Annotated in this window: 13 protein-coding genes; 5 read left to right on the forward strand and 8 right to left on the reverse strand. The window is 65.8% G+C overall.

Annotation, left to right across the window (positions count from 1 at the left end; genetic code table 11):
- Window positions 1-2 precede the first annotated feature (2 nt).
- On the forward strand, window positions 3-2,444 hold the full coding sequence (locus tag JOD97_RS18600) for an ABC transporter permease (protein ID WP_209721348.1): 2,442 nt from the start codon (window positions 3-5) through the stop codon (window positions 2,442-2,444).
- A gap of 66 nt (window positions 2,445-2,510) precedes the next feature.
- Here the strand turns inward: JOD97_RS18600 and JOD97_RS18605 are convergent, their stop codons facing one another.
- Together JOD97_RS18605 and JOD97_RS18610 are read right to left on the reverse strand one after the other, a co-directional pair.
- Window positions 2,511-3,383 carry an FKBP-type peptidyl-prolyl cis-trans isomerase gene (locus tag JOD97_RS18605; protein WP_209721351.1) on the reverse strand — a complete coding sequence of 291 codons (873 nt, stop codon included), beginning with the start codon at window positions 3,381-3,383 and terminating at the stop codon, window positions 2,511-2,513.
- 120 nt (window positions 3,384-3,503) lie between these two features.
- Window positions 3,504-5,384 carry a potassium transporter Kup gene (locus tag JOD97_RS18610; RefSeq protein WP_209721354.1) on the reverse strand — a complete coding sequence of 627 codons (1,881 nt, stop codon included), beginning with the start codon at window positions 5,382-5,384 and terminating at the stop codon, window positions 3,504-3,506.
- Between the two features lie 230 nt (window positions 5,385-5,614).
- On the opposite strand from JOD97_RS18610, the gene rarD reads away from it, so the two are divergent.
- Window positions 5,615-6,499 (forward strand): EamA family transporter RarD, encoded by an 885-nt coding sequence (rarD, locus tag JOD97_RS18615; RefSeq protein WP_209721358.1) that lies wholly within the window; start codon window positions 5,615-5,617, stop codon window positions 6,497-6,499.
- Here rarD and JOD97_RS18620 read toward each other — a convergent pair.
- Entirely contained in the window at window positions 6,480-7,979 is a 1,500-nt protein-coding gene (locus JOD97_RS18620; protein WP_209721361.1) for a PLP-dependent aminotransferase family protein, read from the reverse strand. The genes rarD and JOD97_RS18620 overlap by 20 nt on opposite strands.
- Before the next feature lie 90 nt (window positions 7,980-8,069).
- Between JOD97_RS18620 and JOD97_RS18625 the strand changes: the two genes are divergently transcribed.
- Window positions 8,070-9,296 carry a multidrug effflux MFS transporter gene (locus JOD97_RS18625; protein ID WP_209721364.1) on the forward strand — a complete coding sequence of 409 codons (1,227 nt, stop codon included), beginning with the start codon at window positions 8,070-8,072 and terminating at the stop codon, window positions 9,294-9,296.
- Window positions 9,297-9,326: 30 nt separating this feature from the next.
- On the opposite strand, the gene JOD97_RS18630 is transcribed toward JOD97_RS18625, so the two are convergent.
- Complete coding sequence (locus JOD97_RS18630) at window positions 9,327-11,225, reverse strand: M61 family metallopeptidase (protein ID WP_209721367.1); 1,899 nt, start codon at window positions 11,223-11,225, stop codon at window positions 9,327-9,329.
- A gap of 176 nt (window positions 11,226-11,401) precedes the next feature.
- Between JOD97_RS18630 and ettA the strand changes: the two genes are divergently transcribed.
- Window positions 11,402-13,069, forward strand: coding sequence for an energy-dependent translational throttle protein EttA (ettA, locus tag JOD97_RS18635; RefSeq protein ID WP_209721370.1), 1,668 nt, complete (start codon window positions 11,402-11,404; stop codon window positions 13,067-13,069).
- A gap of 45 nt (window positions 13,070-13,114) precedes the next feature.
- Here the strand turns inward: ettA and JOD97_RS18640 are convergent, their stop codons facing one another.
- Together JOD97_RS18640 and JOD97_RS18645 are read right to left on the reverse strand one after the other, a co-directional pair.
- Complete coding sequence (locus JOD97_RS18640) at window positions 13,115-13,699, reverse strand: outer membrane beta-barrel protein (protein WP_209721373.1); 585 nt, start codon at window positions 13,697-13,699, stop codon at window positions 13,115-13,117.
- Between the two features lie 254 nt (window positions 13,700-13,953).
- A complete protein-coding gene (locus tag JOD97_RS18645; RefSeq protein ID WP_209721375.1) occupies window positions 13,954-14,550 on the reverse strand; it encodes an alpha-ketoglutarate-dependent dioxygenase AlkB in 597 nt (198 codons plus the stop codon).
- A gap of 43 nt (window positions 14,551-14,593) precedes the next feature.
- Here JOD97_RS18645 and JOD97_RS18650 point away from each other — a divergent pair, with 43 nt between their 5' ends.
- Window positions 14,594-15,190: a molybdopterin-dependent oxidoreductase gene (locus JOD97_RS18650; RefSeq protein ID WP_209721379.1), complete on the forward strand. Its 597-nt coding sequence runs from the start codon at window positions 14,594-14,596 to the stop codon at window positions 15,188-15,190.
- Here the strand turns inward: JOD97_RS18650 and JOD97_RS18655 are convergent.
- Window positions 15,187-15,549 (reverse strand): hypothetical protein, encoded by a 363-nt coding sequence (locus tag JOD97_RS18655; RefSeq protein ID WP_209721382.1) that lies wholly within the window; start codon window positions 15,547-15,549, stop codon window positions 15,187-15,189. The two genes, JOD97_RS18650 and JOD97_RS18655, sit on opposite strands and share 4 nt — an antisense overlap.
- A gap of 269 nt (window positions 15,550-15,818) precedes the next feature.
- The gene (locus JOD97_RS18660) at window positions 15,819-16,382 is read right to left on the reverse strand and encodes a TetR/AcrR family transcriptional regulator (RefSeq protein WP_229264558.1); all 564 of its coding nucleotides are present in this window, start codon (window positions 16,380-16,382) and stop codon (window positions 15,819-15,821) included.
- Window positions 16,383-16,408: the final 26 nt, after the last annotated feature.

Consider the following 16,408-nt stretch of genomic DNA (forward strand, 5'->3'; position numbering starts at 1 on the left):
AAATGAGGCAAAGTGATTTTCGCGTCGGTTGGCGGCTGCTGGTGCGCCAACCGTTCCAGTCGACCGTCGAGCTGCTGGGACTGGCGACAGGTTTCGCCGTCTGCTTCTTGCTGCTTGGGTTTGTGTACTACTCGTTCGGCTACGACCGCGACGTGCCGGAGCGCGAACGCGTTTATGTGATCAAGCATCGGCTCAACTTCATCCCCCAGCCGCAATGGATGGAGTACACGCCGTTCGCGCTGCGCGAGGTGGCGCTGCGCAGCGGCCTGCCGCTGGAGGCCAGCGTGTGGTGGCCGCACAAGACCATGGCGCGGCTGGCCGGCCGGCCGACGGAATTGGAGGTCACCGCGGTCGATCCGGCGTTCGAGCGCATCGCCGGCCTGCGCGCGCGTGAAGGCGATCTGACACAGGCCCTGACCATGCCCGACGGGCTGGCGGTGACGCGGCAAACCGCGCTGCGCCTGTTCGGCACCGCCGCCGCCCTGGGCCGCATTGTGGAAATCGACGGCCAGACCTTGCAGGTGCGGGCGGTGCTGGACGACCGGCCCGGCAACAGCACCTTGCAGTTCGGCGCGATGGTCGGCATCGGCAGCGCGCTGTGGCCGGACCAGGAGCGCCAGCGCGCGCTGTCGAACTGGATGGGCATCGAGGGCCGCATCTACGTCAAGACCGGTCCGGGCGTCAGCGCCGAGGCACTGCAAAAGGCGCTGCAGCAGGTGATCGACCAGGCGCCATGGCAAAGCATGGCCACGCCGGAGATGAAGCTCGCGCTGGGCGGACGCAAGATGGTCGATATCGCCCTCGGCCCCCTGGCCGACGCCTACTTCGACCGCAGCGTCGCCAACACCATGGGCACCGGCCCGCGCGGCGACATGCGGCTGGTGCTGGCGATGGGAGCGGCGGGCCTGCTGATCCTCGGCCTGGCGGTGGTCAACTACGTCAACCTGGCGACGATACGCACGCTACGCCGCCAGCGCGAGATCGCCATGCGCCGCGTGCTCGGCGCCACCACGAGCAGGCTGCTGACGCAGTTCATGGCCGAATCGGTGCTGCTGTCGCTGGCCGCCGCCGCGCTGGGCATGCTGCTGGCGTGGCTGCTGCTGCCGCTGTGCTCCGAGTTGTTGCAACGCCGGCTGGACGGCATCTTCACGCCGCTGTCGACGGCGGCGTGCCTGCTGTTCGGCGCTCTGGTGGGTGCCTTGGCGGGCCTGTATCCGGGCTGGCTGGCGCGCGGCGTCGACATGGGAGCGGCACTGGCCCAGCGTAGCGGCGAGACGGCCGGCGGCGCCTGGCTGCGGCGCGCGCTGACGGCCTTGCAGTTCGCCACGGCGATGGCGACCGGCAGCCTGGCGCTGGCGATCTTGTGGCAGACCCAATTCGCCGGCAAAGTGTCGCCGGGCTTCGATCCGGCGCCGCTGCTGGTGGTGGAAATGAGCGCCGGCATGGAGGACAAGGGGGCGCGCGCCTTTCGCGACGCCGTGGCCCGGCTGCCGCAGGTGGCGGGCGTGGCCGACAGCCGCAATGTGCCGGGCCGCGACGACGGCACCGGCACGCGCGGCAGCGCGACGGTCAAGCGCGTGGACGGCAGCGCCGCCGCGATGCCGATCGAATCGGTCGGCACCGAGTTCTTCGACGTCTACGGCCTTTCCGCGCTCGCCGGCCGGCTGTTCGACCAGCGCTTCGACAAGGCAGACAGCGGCGTCGACGGCGCCGACGAACGCAACGTCGTCGTCAACCAGGCGGCGGTGACGGCGCTGGGATGGAGCTCGATGGAGCAGGCGCTGGGCCAGCGCATCAACGGCAGCAACTGGCGCATCGTCGGCGTGGCGCCGGACATACGCTGGCATACGCTGCGCGAGCCGGCGCGGCCGTTGATCTACATGCCCGATAACGGCGGCCGCCTGCTGACGGTACGGATGCGCGGCACGCCGTCGGCGCCCGGCGCGGTGGATGCGCTGGTGGGGGCGATCGCCGCCACAGCCACGCGCTACTTCCCTACTTCGCCGCCGACGATACAGCGCGCCGGCGGCTACCACGCCCAGGCTTACGCGGACGATCTGCGCCTGGCCGGCATGCTGGCCGGCGCCACCGTCCTGGTGTTCGCGCTGGCGGCGTTCGGCATCTACGCGCTGGCGGCAAACAGCGTGCAGCGGCGCGCACGCGAGATCGTGCTGCGCAAGCTGCACGGCGCCGGTCGCAGGGCCATCGGCACGCTGGTGGGGCGTGAATTCCTGCTGTTGACGACAGTGGCGGCCTTGATCGGACTGCCGCCGGCCGTGCTGGGGATTGAACGCTACCTGGCGCCGTTCGTCGAACGCACGCCGCTGGGTGGCTGGGCGCCGGCGGCGGCGTTGGCAGCCGCGCTGCTGGTGGCGGCGGCCGCCACCGCGCGCCACACGCTGGCGGCGATGCGCATCTCCCCCGCGCAGGCGCTGCGAGACTAAGTAGTCGAGGCGAAAAAAATGGCAGCCATTTCATTGGCTGCCATTTTTATTTCGGGATAGCGCAGATCAATTAACCGACATCAGCTCGATGTCGAAGACCATGTTCGCGTTGGGCGGAACGCTACCCTTTCCGGTCGCGCCGTACCCCAGCGCCGGCGGAATGAACACGGTGCGTTTGCCACCCACCTGCATGTTTTGAGTACCGGTATTAAAGCCGGAAACCATAGTGCCGTCGCCGATGGTGAAGGTCGTTGTGCTGTAAGCGGTGTCCCCCGGGGTGGCCGGATCGAAGCGCGTTCCCTTGAAGTTGTCGCGTGTGCCGTCATACAGCCAGCCGGTGTAGCGAACGGTGACGCTCTTGCCGTTTGCCGCAACGGCGCCGGTACCGGCAGTCACTTCCACAATCTTCAAATCGGTCGGCGCGGGGACGCTTGGCTGCTTGACGAGTTTAGTGACGTTCACCAGCCGCAGTTCATAGACCAGCGGCGAATTGGCCGGCATCGCAGCATACGAATAACCCGCGACCGTCTGCGCCAGACGCGAAAGATCGCCATACGCCAGGTTGGCCGGCAGCGTGGCCAAACGCACACCGCCCACGCGCATGCCGGCGATGGCCAGGTCCCAGCCGTTCGGCACGACCCCGCCGACGCCCAGCGTGAACGGCGGCGCGGTGGTGTTGGTGTCGATCGAGCTTTCCACCTTGGCGCCGATGCCGTCGGCCTTGGTGGAGTCGTACAGGTAGCCGGTGTAGGCCACCGCCACCAGGTCGCCTTTTTCCGCCAGCGTGCTGCTGTCGGTGCCGACACCGACGGTGACATCCTTGACCGCGTACGCCGGCTGCGGCACGACGACCGGATCGGATTTTTTCGAACCGCCACCGCAGGCCGTCAAAATCGCCAGGCAGGCAACAGCAACACTAATTTGAAACTTCGATTTCATGGTGACCTTTGATGAATAGTTCGTGTTCATGCAAGCTTTTAGGAGCAGAAGTTTAGCAGACCCCGGCCCACCCGCCCCAAGCACTACATTCGGTTACATCTTTTAGCGCCGTTTGTGTGCTTAAATTTCCACTTGCGTGCCAAGTTCGATCACGCGGTTGGGCGGAATCTGGTAGTAGTCGGCGGCGCCGCGGGCGTTGCGCGACATCGTCACGAACAGATGCTCGCGCCATGGCGCCATGCCATGGCCGGGGGTCGAGATGACCGTCTGGCGGGCGATGAAGAACGATGTTTCCATCATCTCGAACGGCAGTCCCAGACACTCGCACTGGGCCAGCACCTTCGGGATGTCCGGTTCGTCCTTGAAGCCGTAGAACACATTGACCTGGTAGCACTGGTGTCCGAGGTCGATCACCTTGACCTGCTCGTCCTCCGACACCCACGGCTCCTCGACGATGTGCACGGTGAAGAACACCACCCGCTCGTGCAGCACCTTGTTGTGCGACAGGTTGTGCAGCAGCGCGTGCGGCACGCCGTCGCTTTCGCCGCGCAGGAAAATGGCGGTGCCGTAGACCCGCGTGGGCGGCGCCACGAACAGCGACGACAGGAACTCCTCCAGCGGAATGGCGTGCTTTTGCAGGTTCTTGAACACCAGCTCGCGCCCGCGCTTCCAGGTCAGCATGACGGTGAACAGGATGATCGCCAGCAGCAGCGGGAACCAGCCGCCGTGGAACAGCTTGAGCGTGCTGGCCGAGAACAGCAGGATGTCGATCATGATGAAGAAGCCGGTGGCGCTGAAGCACAGCCACAGCGGCAGGTGCCAGCGGTAGCGGATCACGAAGAACGTCAGCACGGTGGTGCACAGCATCGTGGCTGTGACGGCGATGCCGTAGGCGCCGGCCAGTTTGTCGGACGAGCCGAAGCCCACCACCGCCATCAACACCACCACCAGCTGCAGCCAGTTGACCGCCGGGATGTAGATCTGGCCGATTTCGCTGGCCGACGTGTGCTGGATGCGCATGCGCGGCAGCATGCCCAGCGCGATGGCTTGCTTGGTCATCGAGAAGGTGCCGGAGATGGTCGCCTGCGAGGCGATCACCGCCGCCATCGTCGACAGCACCACCAGCGGGTAGACGCTCCACGACCCGAGCTGGTTGAAGAACGGGTTGGACACCGCGTCCGGATGCGTCAGCAGCAGCGCGCCCTGGCCCAGGTAGTTCAGCGCCAGCGCCGGGAACACGACCAGGAACCAGGCCGCGCGGATCGGTTTTTTGCCGAAGTGGCCCATGTCGGCGTACAGCGCCTCGGCGCCGGTGAAGGCCAGCACCACGGCGCCCAGCGCGACAAACGCGATCATGCGGTTTTGCAGCATGAAGTGGAAGGCGTTCATCGGATTGAGCGCGTATAAAATCTGCGGCGCGGCGACGATGTTGATCACGCCCATGACGGCCAGCGCGGCGAACCAGATCACCATGATCGGTCCGAACCAGCGGCCGATGCCGGCCGTGCCCAGGTGCTGCACCGCGTACAGCGACACCAGCACGATGATCGTCAGCGGCACGATGTACTGTTCCAGCCCCGGCGCGGCCACCTCCAGGCCCTCGATCGCGCCCAGCACCGAGATGGCCGGCGTGATGACGCTGTCGCCGTAGAACATGGTGGCGCCGAACACGCCCAGCAGCATCAGCGGGAAGTGCCAGCGCGGCGCCGCCTTGGTGACGGAGTTCAGCGCCAGCGCCATCAGCGCCATGATGCCGCCCTCGCCGCGGTTGTCCGCGCGCAGCACCAGGGTCACGTATTTGAGCGAGACGATCATCGTCAAGCCCCAGAAAATGAGCGAGATGATGCCCCGAAGGTTGAACTCGTTCAACGCCAGCCCGTGCTCGGGATCGAAGATGGTTTTCAGGGTGTAGAGGGGGCTGGTACCGATGTCGCCGTAGACGATGCCGACGGCCGCCAGCGTGAGGGCGGCGACGCTGCTTTTCTTGTGTTGCTCGGTCAAGATTGCACCTGAGGTTGTTTTGGTGCATTGCACAATAGGATAACTATTTGCAAAAGGCAAGGAGATTTTGGCATACGCGGGCATTCCAATTAGTCAATAGCGCAAGTGTACGCTGCTGTGGCCGGGAGCGCGAGTCTGGCGCGCTCCCGGAACGCCGTGCTTGTCCACCGGCCAGCGGGCCCGTCCTAATTGGGCGATAATGTCGGCCCGCCGTTACGCCGCTGCGCACCATGAACCCAGGTATCGTCTATGCCACCCTCGCGTTCTTTTTTTGGGGAATCTTTCCGCTGTATTTCCACGCGCTGGCCGAGGTGCCGCCGATGGAGATGCTGGCGCACCGCATGCTGTGGTCGCTGCTGTTCCTGGCCCTGGTGCTGACCGCGCGGCGCCAGTGGAAGTGGCTGCCGCAAACCCTGCGCCAGCCGCGCATCCTGGGCAGCTTCATCGCCAGCGCCGTATTGCTGTCGGCCAACTGGTTCGTGTACATCTGGTCGGTCAACAACGGCCACGTCATCGACGCCAGCCTGGGCTACTTCATCAATCCGCTGATCAACGTGTTGCTGGGCGTGCTGGTGCTGAAGGAAAAACTGCGGCGCGCGCAATGGGTCGCGATCGCGGCGGCGGCCTGCGGCGTGCTGTGGCTGACGTGGTCGGCCGGCCAGGTGCCGTGGATCGCCTTAATTTTAGGCATCAGCTTCGGCGCCTACGGGCTGCTGCGCAAGACGGCGGCGCTGGCCGCGCTCGAGGGCCTGTCGCTGGAAACGATCATCCTGTTCCCGCTGGCGCTGTGCTACGTCGTCTGGCTGACCGTGCAAGGCCAGAACAGCTTCGTCAACAGCGAGTTCGACAGCACCCGCTGGCTGCTGGCGGCGGCCGGGCCGATCACCGCCGTGCCGCTGCTGCTGTTCGCCGCCGGCGCGCGCCGGATACCGATGGCCGCGCTCGGACTGATCCAATACCTGTCGCCGACCATGCAGGCGCTGCTGGGCGTGTGGGTGTTCCACGAAGCGTTCCCGCCGGCCCGGCTGCTCGGCTTTGTCATCATCTGGGGCGCGCTGGCGCTGTACGTGGCCGAGGGGCTGTGGGCCGGCCGCGTCAACCGGCGGGCGGCGTAGCGGCCAGCAGTCCGGCCAGCAACTGGGCGCCGTAGCGCGCCTGGGCCATCGTCAGCGCCGTGTAGCCGACGATGACGGCCGGCGGCAACACCACTTCGCGGCAGCGTCCGCCCATCCCCTCCAGATTCAGGCCGATGGCGGCGGCGCGCGCGCAAAACGCCGCCTCGTCGCTGCCGGGCGGCAGCCATAGCACGAAATGAAACCCCGCGTGCTGGCCGCTGACGCCGTAGCGCCCCGGGGCCTCGGCCGCCAGCAGTGCCAGGATCGCGTCGCGCCGCTCCTGGTAGGCGCGGCGCGCCGAGCGCAGATGGCGCACGAACGCCCCGTCCGCCAGCCAGGACGCCAGCGCCAATTGTTCCGTCACGCCGACCGAGCGGCCGGTGGTCTGCCACAGCGCCAGCAGCGGCTCGCGCAGCTGCGGCGGCACCACGGCGAAACCGACCCGCAGCCCGGCGAACAAGGTTTTGTTGAAGCTGCCGCAATAGATCACCCGGCGCGCCTTGTCGAGCGATTTCAGCGCGGCCAGCGGCGCGCTCAGGTAATTGAACTCGCTGTCGTAGTCGTCCTCGATGATCCAGCCGCCGCTGCGGTCGGCCCAGTCCAGCAGTTCCAGCCGGCGCGTGGCCGACATCGTCACGCCGACGGGCGACTGGTGCGCGGGCGTGACGTAGACCAGCCGGGCGTCCGGGTGGCGCCGCAATTGCGCGCATTCGAACCCCTCCGGTCCGACCGGGACCGGGGCGACGACGGCGCCGGCCCGGGCGAAAATCCGCAGCGCCGCCGGATAGCCCGGATCCTCGACGCACACCTTCTCGCCCGGGCGCAGCAGGGTGCGCGCCACCAGGTCGAGCGCGTGGCGGATGCCGGTCAGCACGACGATATCGCCGGCGTCGCAGGGAATGCCGCGGTACTTGCGCAGGTAATCGGCGATCTGCTCGCGCAACGCCGCCACGCCGCGCGGATCGGCCGAGCATAACAATTCGGGGCCGGCGCCGCGCAGGGCGCCGGCCAGGTGGCGCGACCATGCCGGCAGCGAAAACAGCGTGGGATCGGCCATCCGCGCCACGAACGGCACGCCGACCTGCACGCCGGGCTCGGCGCCGCCCTCGGCGGCCGGCGCGGCGGCCGGACGGCGCGGCGGCGGCGGACCGGGCACGGCAATCGCGGCGGCCACCAGGTAGCGGTCCGGCACCACGGCGCTGACCCGCGTGCCCGAGCCCGGCGTCCTCGACACATAGGCTTCGCAGCACAGCCTGTCGTAGGCCAGTTCCACCGTTCCGCGCGACAAGCCCCAGCGCTGCGCCAGCGCGCGGCTGGCCGGCAAGCGGCCGCCGGCCGGAATCAGGCGGCCGAGGATGGCCTCGCGCAAGGTGGCGTAGACGATCTCCTGCTTGCTCTCGCCCTGCCCGGCCGCGGAGGCGTCCAGCAACGCCGCCGGGCGCGGCAGATCGAGGGCGAATCCGGCTTTTCCTCTCGCCATAGTGGTCCAATAAATAATCTGATAAACGGTACTTATTATTAGACCACAATCCCCCTAGACTGGAAAAATTGTCAACTCGCCCTGCCCGCCATGACCTTGTTTCGCCCGCCGTGCTCCAATAAAACCCTCAAACCCTGGGCCTGGACCGCCATCCTGCTGCTGCTGGTGTGCCTGCCGCGCGTGACCATCGACGCCTATCTGCCCTCGCTGCCGGCGATGGCCGACGCGCTGGGGGCGTCCGACGCGCAACTGCAACTGACGTTGACCTTGTACATGGTCGGCTACGCCGTCTCGATGCTGGTCTGCGGCCCGCTGTGCGACCGCGTCGGCCGCCGGCCGGTGCTGATCTGGGGCACGCTGCTGTACCTGGTGGCCACGGCGGTGTGCGCCGCGGCCGACAACGCCGCCGTCATCATCGTGGCCCGGATGTTCCAGGCGCTGGGCGGCTGCAGCGGCACGGTGGTCGGACGCGTGATGGTGCGCGACAAATTCGACAAGGGCACCCAGGCCGCCATGCTGAGCCGGATTTCGATGGGCATGGCGCTCTCGCCCATCGTCGCGCCGCTGGCCGGCAGCGTGATCGACGCGGCGCTGGGCTGGCGCTGGGTGTTCATCGGCCTCGGCCTGCTGGCGACGCTGTCGCTGGCGCTGATCGGCCTGTTGCTGCCCGAAACCCTGCCGCCCGCGCAGCGCGGCGGCGCCACCGAACATCCGTTGCGCGTGTACCGGCGCCTGCTCGGCGACGCCTATTTCCTGCGCTACGCGCTGGCGATCAGCTTCGTCTATTGCACCTATTTCCCGTTCATCGCCGAATCGTCGGTGCTGCTGCAACGAACGATGCGCCTGTCGCCGACCGCGTACGCGCTGGTGTTCGGCTTGACGGTCACCGGCTACGTGATCGGCTCGAACCTGTTCCGGCGCCTGTCGGCGCGGCATCCGGCCGACCGCCTGATCGCCTGGGCGGTCGGCCTGAACCTGGCCGGCGCGGGGTTGCTGATGGTGGCGACAACGCTGTTTCCGCTGGCGCTGCCGGCCATCGTCGGCCCGTTCCTGCTGATCATGCTGTCGGTCGGCATCGCCATTCCGGCGTGCCAATTCGGCGTGCTACAGCCCTACGCGGCGGTGGCCGGATCGGCCTCGGGGCTGTTCTTCTTCGTCCAGATGGCGCTGACGGCCGTGTGCAGCTTCGTCACCAGTTGCCTGTCGAACGGCACGGCCGCGCCGATGGTGCTGGTCACGCTGGCGTGCAGCGTCGCCTTCGGCGCGGTCTGGACCGGCTTCCGCCGCCCGGCGCAGCTGGTGCTGCACCAACAGTAAAAACGACGGCCGGCCGTTCGCGCTGGCGCTCTATGTGGCCGAAGGGCTGGGGGCCAACAAGCGCTCCAGCTGATCGGGCTTGCCGGGGATGCGCTCCAGGCGCGGATAGCGCAACGAACCGTAGTACGGGATCAGCACGGTCTGCGAGCGGCCGTCGGCGTCGAAGCCCAGCGCGATCGGCCGCCCGCTGGCCGCTGCCGCCTTGATCGCCTGCTTGAGCGCGTCGTCGCTGTAGGGCAGCCCGCCGACCTGGGTCAGTTTGGCGCCGATGCCGACGCCGGCGCGGAAGGCAGGCCCCTCCCACGCCACCGTCTTGACGACGCCTTTCTTGCCGACGGTCAGCCCCAGCGACGCGCTCAAGTCCATGCCGCCGACGTTGAAATCCTCGTTTTGCACGAAGTATTCGGTCGCCTCGTCCGTGTACACGAGGCGGTAGCCGGCGCGCGCCAGGCCGTCCAGCAAGTGGCTGTCGTCGTGGGCGCGCAGGCGCGCGGTGAAGTAGCCGGACCAGTCGTAGGGCGCGATGGCGTTGAGCGTCCTGCAGACGTCGGCGAAGGTGTAGGTGCTGGTCGCCAGCGCGTTGTTCGCGCCGAAGAAGGCGCCGGCAAAGTCCGCCAGTCCGGCGCGGCCGCCGGTGCGCTCGCGCAGCAGCATGTCGACGTCCAGCCACAGCAGCACCCCTTCGCCGTAGTAATCCTCGCGCCGCTGCCAGTCGCGCCATTGCATCTGGCGGCCGGGCATGTAGAGCGCGTCGTTGGTGCTGTCCTGCAGCGATTTCCACTGGCGCCCGGCGCGGGCGGCGGCGTTGGCGGCATCGACGGCCAGCGCGTCCAGCGTCTGCTGCCGGGTGCGCAAGCCGAGCCGCGCGGCCAGCACGCGGCCCCAGAATTCGGTCTGCCCCTCGTACACCCACAGCAAGCTGCCGCGCACCGGCTGGTTCAGCGTCGGCGACCACAGGTCGGCCGGCTGGCGGAAGCGGCCGTTCCACGAGTGCGCGTATTCATGGACGATCAGGTCGGCCATCGGCAGGTGCGCGTCCGGCCGGGTGAAGAAGTCCAGCGCCAGGGCGTTCTCGCTCGATTCCTGGTGTTCGCGCCCACCGCCGGCGGGCAGGATATCGGACAAGGTCAGCAGGAAGTCGTAGTGGCGGTAGTGCTGCGAGCGGAACAGCGCCGGCAGCGCCGTGGCCATCGCCCGGTATTTGTCCAGCATGGCGGGGGGAATGGCCAGCGCGGCCTCGTTGTCGCCGATCATGTTCAGGTGGATGGGGCGGGCGGCGCCGGGCGCGAGGTCGACCCGCCTGAAGTAACGCCCCGCGTGCACCGGCGCGTCGACCAGGTCGTCGAAGGTGGTTGGCTTGAACGACACCAGCTGGTCGCGGACTGCCGCCGTCTCCAGCGAGGTGGCGTACTGGAAGCCGGCCGGCAGCTTCAGTTCGGCGCGCACGGCGATGTTGCGGATGAACCAGCCGGCCGGATACAACGCGACTTTTTGCCACGGCAGGGTCAACATGTCGGGGCTCATCAGCACGTTGCCGGCGGTCGGCGACAGGAACTGGAATTCCACCTCCAGTTCGCGCGCGCCGTGCGGGACGTCGACGTGGAAGGCGTAGGGGTCGCCGCCATCGCGCAGCCATTCGACGCGCCGGCCGCCGGCTGTGACGATCAGCCCGGCCAGCCCGGTCAGTTGCTGCGTGGCCGAGTGGCTGTCGGTCTCCCACTGCGGATACATCAGCACCATCTTCCCTTTGCCCTGGACCGGGATGGTTTGGCGCACGCGCAGGATTTTATGGACTTGATCGGTGGCGTCGACGCTCAACGTCATGTCGCCCTTGAACGGGAGGTCGCGCGGCGCCGGCAAGGACGCCGGAGCGGCCGTGGCGGCGGCCGACGCAATCAACAACAACAGTGCGCAAAACGTATTTTTCATGGGCTACGGGTCGGAAGAAGGAACAGCCGTGGTTTGCAAAAGTCATGCCACCGCTAAGTCCTTGAATTTGCTGAAACGGCGTGTCCGGGTGCGCGCGCAATGTGTCCGGCGCTGTCCGCTGCGCCTATAATGCTGGTTACGGATTATCACTTACTCTCTTGAAAGCTCCCCCCTGAATGGCAAATTACGTCTACACCATGAACCGCGTGGGCAAAATCGTCCCGCCCAAGCGCCAGATTCTGAAAGATATTTCGCTGTCCTTCTTCCCAGGCGCAAAAATCGGCGTGCTGGGTTTGAACGGATCGGGTAAGTCGACCTTGCTGAAAATTATGGCAGGCATCGACACCGACATCCAGGGCGAAGCCGTGCCGATGCCGGGCCTGAACATCGGCTACCTGCCGCAGGAACCGCAGCTCGATCCGGAAAAAACCGTGCGCCAGGAAGTCGAATCGGGCCTGGGCGAAGTGTTCGAGGCGCAAGCCAAGCTGGAGGCCGTGTACGCCGCCTACGCCGAAGAGGACGCCGACTTCGACGCGCTGGCCACCGAGCAAGCCCGTCTGGAGGCGATCATCTCGACCTCCGACGGCGGCAACCTGAACCTGCAACTGGAAATGGCCGCCGACGCGCTGCGCCTGCCGCCATGGGACGCCAAGATCGGCGTGCTGTCGGGCGGCGAGAAGCGCCGCGTGGCGCTGTGCAAGCTGCTGCTGTCCAAGCCCGACATGCTGCTGCTCGACGAACCGACCAACCACCTCGACGCCGAGTCCGTCGAGTGGCTGGAGCAGTTCCTGCTGCGCTTCCCCGGCACCGTGGTCGGCATCACCCACGATCGCTACTTCCTCGACAACGCCGCCGAATGGATCCTGGAACTGGACCGCGGCCACGGCATCCCATGGAAGGGCAACTACTCGTCGTGGCTGGACCAGAAGGCCAACCGCCTGAAGCAGGAAGAATCAACCGAATCGGCGCGTCAAAAAGCGCTGGCCAAGGAATTGGAATGGTCGCGCCAGAATCCGAAGGCGCGCCAGGCCAAGTCCAAGGCCCGCCTGGCCCGCTTCAACGAGCTGAGCGAGTACGAATACCAGAAGCGCAACGAGACCCAGGAGATCTTCATTCCGGTGGCCGAGCGTCTGGGCAATGAAGTCATCGAATTTAAAAACGTCTCGAAGGCCTTCGGCGACCGTCTGCTGATGGACAACGTCTCGTTCACGATCCCGCCGGGCGCCATCGTCGGCATCATCGGCCCCAACGGCGCCGGTAAATCGACGCTGTTCAAGATGGTGGCCGGCCTGGACAAGCCCGACAGCGGCGAAGTGGCGATCGGCCAGACCGCGCGCATCTCGCTGGTCGACCAGAGCCGCGACACCTTGAGCGACAGCAAGAGCGTGTTCGAGGACGTCTCCGGCGGCGCCGACATGCTCACCGTCGGCCGCTTCGACATGCCGTCGCGCGCCTACCTGGGCCGCTTCAACTTCAAGGGTTCGGACCAGCAGAAGATCGTCGGCAACCTGTCCGGCGGCGAACGCGGCCGCCTCCACCTGGCCAAGACCCTGCTCAAGGGCGGCAACGTGCTGCTGCTCGATGAACCGTCGAACGATCTGGACGTCGAAACCCTGCGCGCGCTGGAAGACGCGCTGCTCGAGTTCGCCGGCTCCGTGCTGGTGATCTCGCACGATCGCTGGTTCCTGGACCGCATCGCCACGCACATCCTGGCGTTCGAGGGCAACTCGCAGGTGACCTTCTTCGACGGCAACTATCAGGAATACGAAGCCGACAAGAAGAAACGCCTGGGCGAAGAAGGCGCCAAGCCGAAGCGTATTCGTTACAAGCCGCTGACGGTGTAAACGACAAAAGGCCACCTCGCGGTGGCCTTTTTTTATTGCTATCGCTTAGAACGCGTAACGCAGACCGGCCGTCACGGCACCAGCCTTGCGACCGGTATCGATGTCGTTCTTGCCGTAGTTTTCATACTCCAGCGAGACCTTGACGTTCTTGTTGATCGCGTACTCGGCACCGACCGACGCGTACAGCGCGGTCTTGTCGTTGTCGCCGCCCACCGACGAGATACCGCTGGTGCTCACCTTGTTGGTGTTGCGGGCAACGCCCAGCTTGCCGAACAGCGCGATTTGCTGGTTCACAGGCCACGTGCCCTTGCCGGCCAGATAGTAGGAGTGCGCATCGGTGTGGATGCCGCCTGGCAGGCCGTTGGCCGTGTAGTTGTACGATTTTTTACCGAAGTCGGTGTAGCCCGCTTCCACCGCCCAGGTCTGGTCGATGTTGTAACCGCCGTAGACCTTGCCGCCGGCCTTGTAGCCGCTGTGGTTGTCGCTACTCACGGCGCCGGGGGCGTTGTACTCGTAACGGCTGCCGACCACGCCGGCACCGATGTAACCGGTGCCCGCGTCATCGGCGAAGGCGGAGGTGGCGCTCAGGGCGGTTGCGGAAGCGACTAATGCGAACAGAATTTTTTTCATGATTTCGATCTTTCAGCAAAATGATTAGAAGTGGTATTGCTTGGGATCGCAGTTCTTTGAATTGCGATGTGTTCAAGATAGCACTCCAGCCATCGTCCGTCACGACCGAATTAGTAATAAGTGTGACCAAGTGTAAGCCATATGTTTCATGGTATAATGCAGCCTTCACCAAACTTAAGCGAGGCTTAAGGTCCTTAAGAAGTTCTCTGCGGCGCCTTGTGGCGGGCCCGCCCGTACCCAGATAAGGGCCCCGCTCAGGCGATCATGCGGAAGGTCAGATTGATGCGCGGCCCGCGCGGGGTGCGCTCCTTGTTGATGCCGTGCAGCCAATGTTGCTGCAACGTTCCCGCCATCAGCAGCAGGCAGCCGTCGCCCAGCGCCAGCTTGACCGTCTTCGGCAGGCGCCGGTGCTTGAGGATAAAAGTGCGCGGCGCGCCGAAGCTGACCGAGGCGACGGCCGGCTCCGGTCCCAGCTCGCGCTCGTCGTCGGCGTGGAAGCCCATGCTGTCGCGCTCGTCACGATAATAGTTCAGCAGCACGCTGTTGAAGCGCCGGCCGGTGGCGCGCTCGACCGCCTCTTTGATGTGCAGTTGCAGCGGCGTGAACGGCAGCGGATGGAAGGTCTTGCCGGAATAGCGGTAACTCGCCTCGCCATGCCAGGCCGTCAGGCGCGGCTGCATGTGCAGCTTACCCCAGACTTGCACCTGTTCGTGGCGCCAGCCGGTCTCGTCGAGCAGGCGCCGCATGACTTCTTCCGGCGGCCAGTCCAGCGCCAGGCGTTGTTGAAACCACAGTTCGCCATCCTCGATCGGGATCGGTGTCAGGGCGGCGTCGTCGGCAAATAAGTCCATGCGCGGTATGATACCGGCACTACGCGATCGAGGAGAATCCCGCATGAAAAAACGCCAGTTTATGAGCAACGTCGTGGGCAGCGCCGTCGCCGGTGGCCTGGCCGCCGCCTTGCCGGCCGCCGCCGCCACGTCCACCGCGGCCGCCGGCCCCGCCCTGCTGACCGTCACCGGCGCCATCGGCAAGCCCAACCGGGGCAAATTCGATCCGGTGCGCGACCAGATGATGTTCAAGCAAAAGTTGAGTTTTGAAAAGGCGCACGCGTTCACCTTCGCCGCGCTGGCCGCGCTGCCCGCCGTGGCCATCAAGCCGACCCTGGAATACGACGCCAAGGTGCACGCGCTGAGCGGGCCGCTGCTGCTGGACGTGGTCAAGGCGGCCGGCGGCGCGCTCGGCGACAACGGCAAGCTGGTGCTGCGGGCGGTGGATGGTTACGCGGCCACCGTCACGGTGGCGCAGGCGCGCGCGCAGCGCTACATCGTCGCCACGCATCTGGACGGGGCGGCGATGGCGCTGGGCGGGCTCGGCCCGCTATGGGCGATCTACGATGCCGACAAGGTGCCCGACATGGCCGGCAAACCGCTGCCGGAGCGGTTCGGCGCGTGCCCGTGGGCCCTGTATCACATCGAGGTGGTGGCTTAGGCGTAGGCTTCGGCCAGGGTCATCACGCGCGGCGCGATGGTGATGCCGATGCCGCCGAACAGCGCGGTGATGGCGGCCATGTTCGCTTCCATCTCCTCGGCCTTCCAGCCCTGGAACAGGTCGGTGCCGTCTTTCTGGAAGTGCAGGTCCAGCACCTTGCCGCGGTCCTTGTGGGTGTAGCCGCCGCTGTAGGTGTTCTTGAAGCCCATCGCGGCCAACGCGGTCAGCACTTCGGTCGGTGGATTGTCCGGATCGGTGGCCATGAAGACGCCGAAGGTCTTGCCTGGCGGCTTGGCGGCGATATCGACGTCGTAAATGCCTGGCGCCTTCGTGACGGTCGTACTTTTCAAAAATAACATGTTCTCACCCTTATCCAATTGGCGCCGGCTGCAGTCCTGCTGACGTGTTGTATTGTGTACTTCTTGATTCTCAAAGAAAACATTCTGAGAAACAAGCTTATTGCGAATTGCCGCGTTTGTCGACAAATCCCGCCACTTATTTGTGAATTCGTACCAATAAAACTGCAACGCCCGGCCACGGACGGGCCGGACGGTGGGTAACCATGTCTAAAATATAGTTGTTAAGCAGTAATTTGCAAGGAGATATGTGTCGAGGCGTCTATCGGTGGCTAATCCGAACCACTGACGCTGATGCCATTTAAGAACAAATCCACCAAGTGTCCAATACGCGTTTTCGATGACCCGTCGTTTTCGATTGCGATGGAAATGGCGGTTACCACGTAAATGAAATCCTCGTAAGTGACATCGCGGCGGATGGCGCCTGCTTCCTGTCCGCGCTGCAGCAGCCGCCGCCCTTCCGCCGTGATCGCATTGCATCCGGGCGTCCCGCACTGGATAACCGTCCCGATCGACGCGGCAAGGCTCTGATACGTGCTCGTGTTCCTTGCAAGCTCTTCAAGATAAGCGCGCACCGCTTCGCCCGGCGCCAGATCCGGGTCGCGCGCCCGGCTGGTCTCCGCCAGCGACAAGAAACGCTCGTTGCTGGTAGCGGCCAACAACGCCTCACGCGTGGGAAAGCGACGGTAAAGCGTGCCGATACCGACGCCGGCGCGCTTGGCGACTTCCTCCAGCGGAACACCCGCTCCTTTTTCGAGGAAAAGCTCCTCGGCGGCAGAGAGGATCAGTTCGCGGTTTTTCTGCGCGTCAGCCCGGAGGGCGGGTTCATCACTCAATTTGTTTCCTCTTTTGCTTGTCAAAC

Source organism: Duganella sp. 1411 (genome assembly GCF_017833525.1).
Classification (GTDB): domain Bacteria; phylum Pseudomonadota; class Gammaproteobacteria; order Burkholderiales; family Burkholderiaceae_D; genus Rugamonas.

Excerpts from the sequence above, each read along its gene's own strand:
- JOD97_RS18630 (WP_209721367.1), bottom strand. The coding sequence starts at position 11,225 with ATGAAAAATACGTTTTGCGCACTGTTGTTGTTGATTGCGTCGGCCGCC.
- JOD97_RS18655 (WP_209721382.1), bottom strand. The coding sequence starts at position 15,549 with ATGTTATTTTTGAAAAGTACGACCGTCACGAAGGCGCCAGGCATTTAC.
- JOD97_RS18605 (WP_209721351.1), bottom strand. The coding sequence starts at position 3,383 with ATGAAATCGAAGTTTCAAATTAGTGTTGCTGTTGCCTGCCTGGCGATT.
- JOD97_RS18645 (WP_209721375.1), bottom strand. The coding sequence starts at position 14,550 with ATGGACTTATTTGCCGACGACGCCGCCCTGACACCGATCCCGATCGAG.
- rarD (WP_209721358.1), top strand. The coding sequence starts at position 5,615 with ATGAACCCAGGTATCGTCTATGCCACCCTCGCGTTCTTTTTTTGGGGA.
- JOD97_RS18625 (WP_209721364.1), top strand. The coding sequence starts at position 8,070 with ATGACCTTGTTTCGCCCGCCGTGCTCCAATAAAACCCTCAAACCCTGG.
- JOD97_RS18620 (WP_209721361.1), bottom strand. The coding sequence starts at position 7,979 with ATGGCGAGAGGAAAAGCCGGATTCGCCCTCGATCTGCCGCGCCCGGCG.
- JOD97_RS18600 (WP_209721348.1), top strand. The coding sequence starts at position 3 with ATGAGGCAAAGTGATTTTCGCGTCGGTTGGCGGCTGCTGGTGCGCCAA.
- JOD97_RS18640 (WP_209721373.1), bottom strand. The coding sequence starts at position 13,699 with ATGAAAAAAATTCTGTTCGCATTAGTCGCTTCCGCAACCGCCCTGAGC.
- JOD97_RS18650 (WP_209721379.1), top strand. The coding sequence starts at position 14,594 with ATGAAAAAACGCCAGTTTATGAGCAACGTCGTGGGCAGCGCCGTCGCC.
- ettA (WP_209721370.1), top strand. The coding sequence starts at position 11,402 with ATGGCAAATTACGTCTACACCATGAACCGCGTGGGCAAAATCGTCCCG.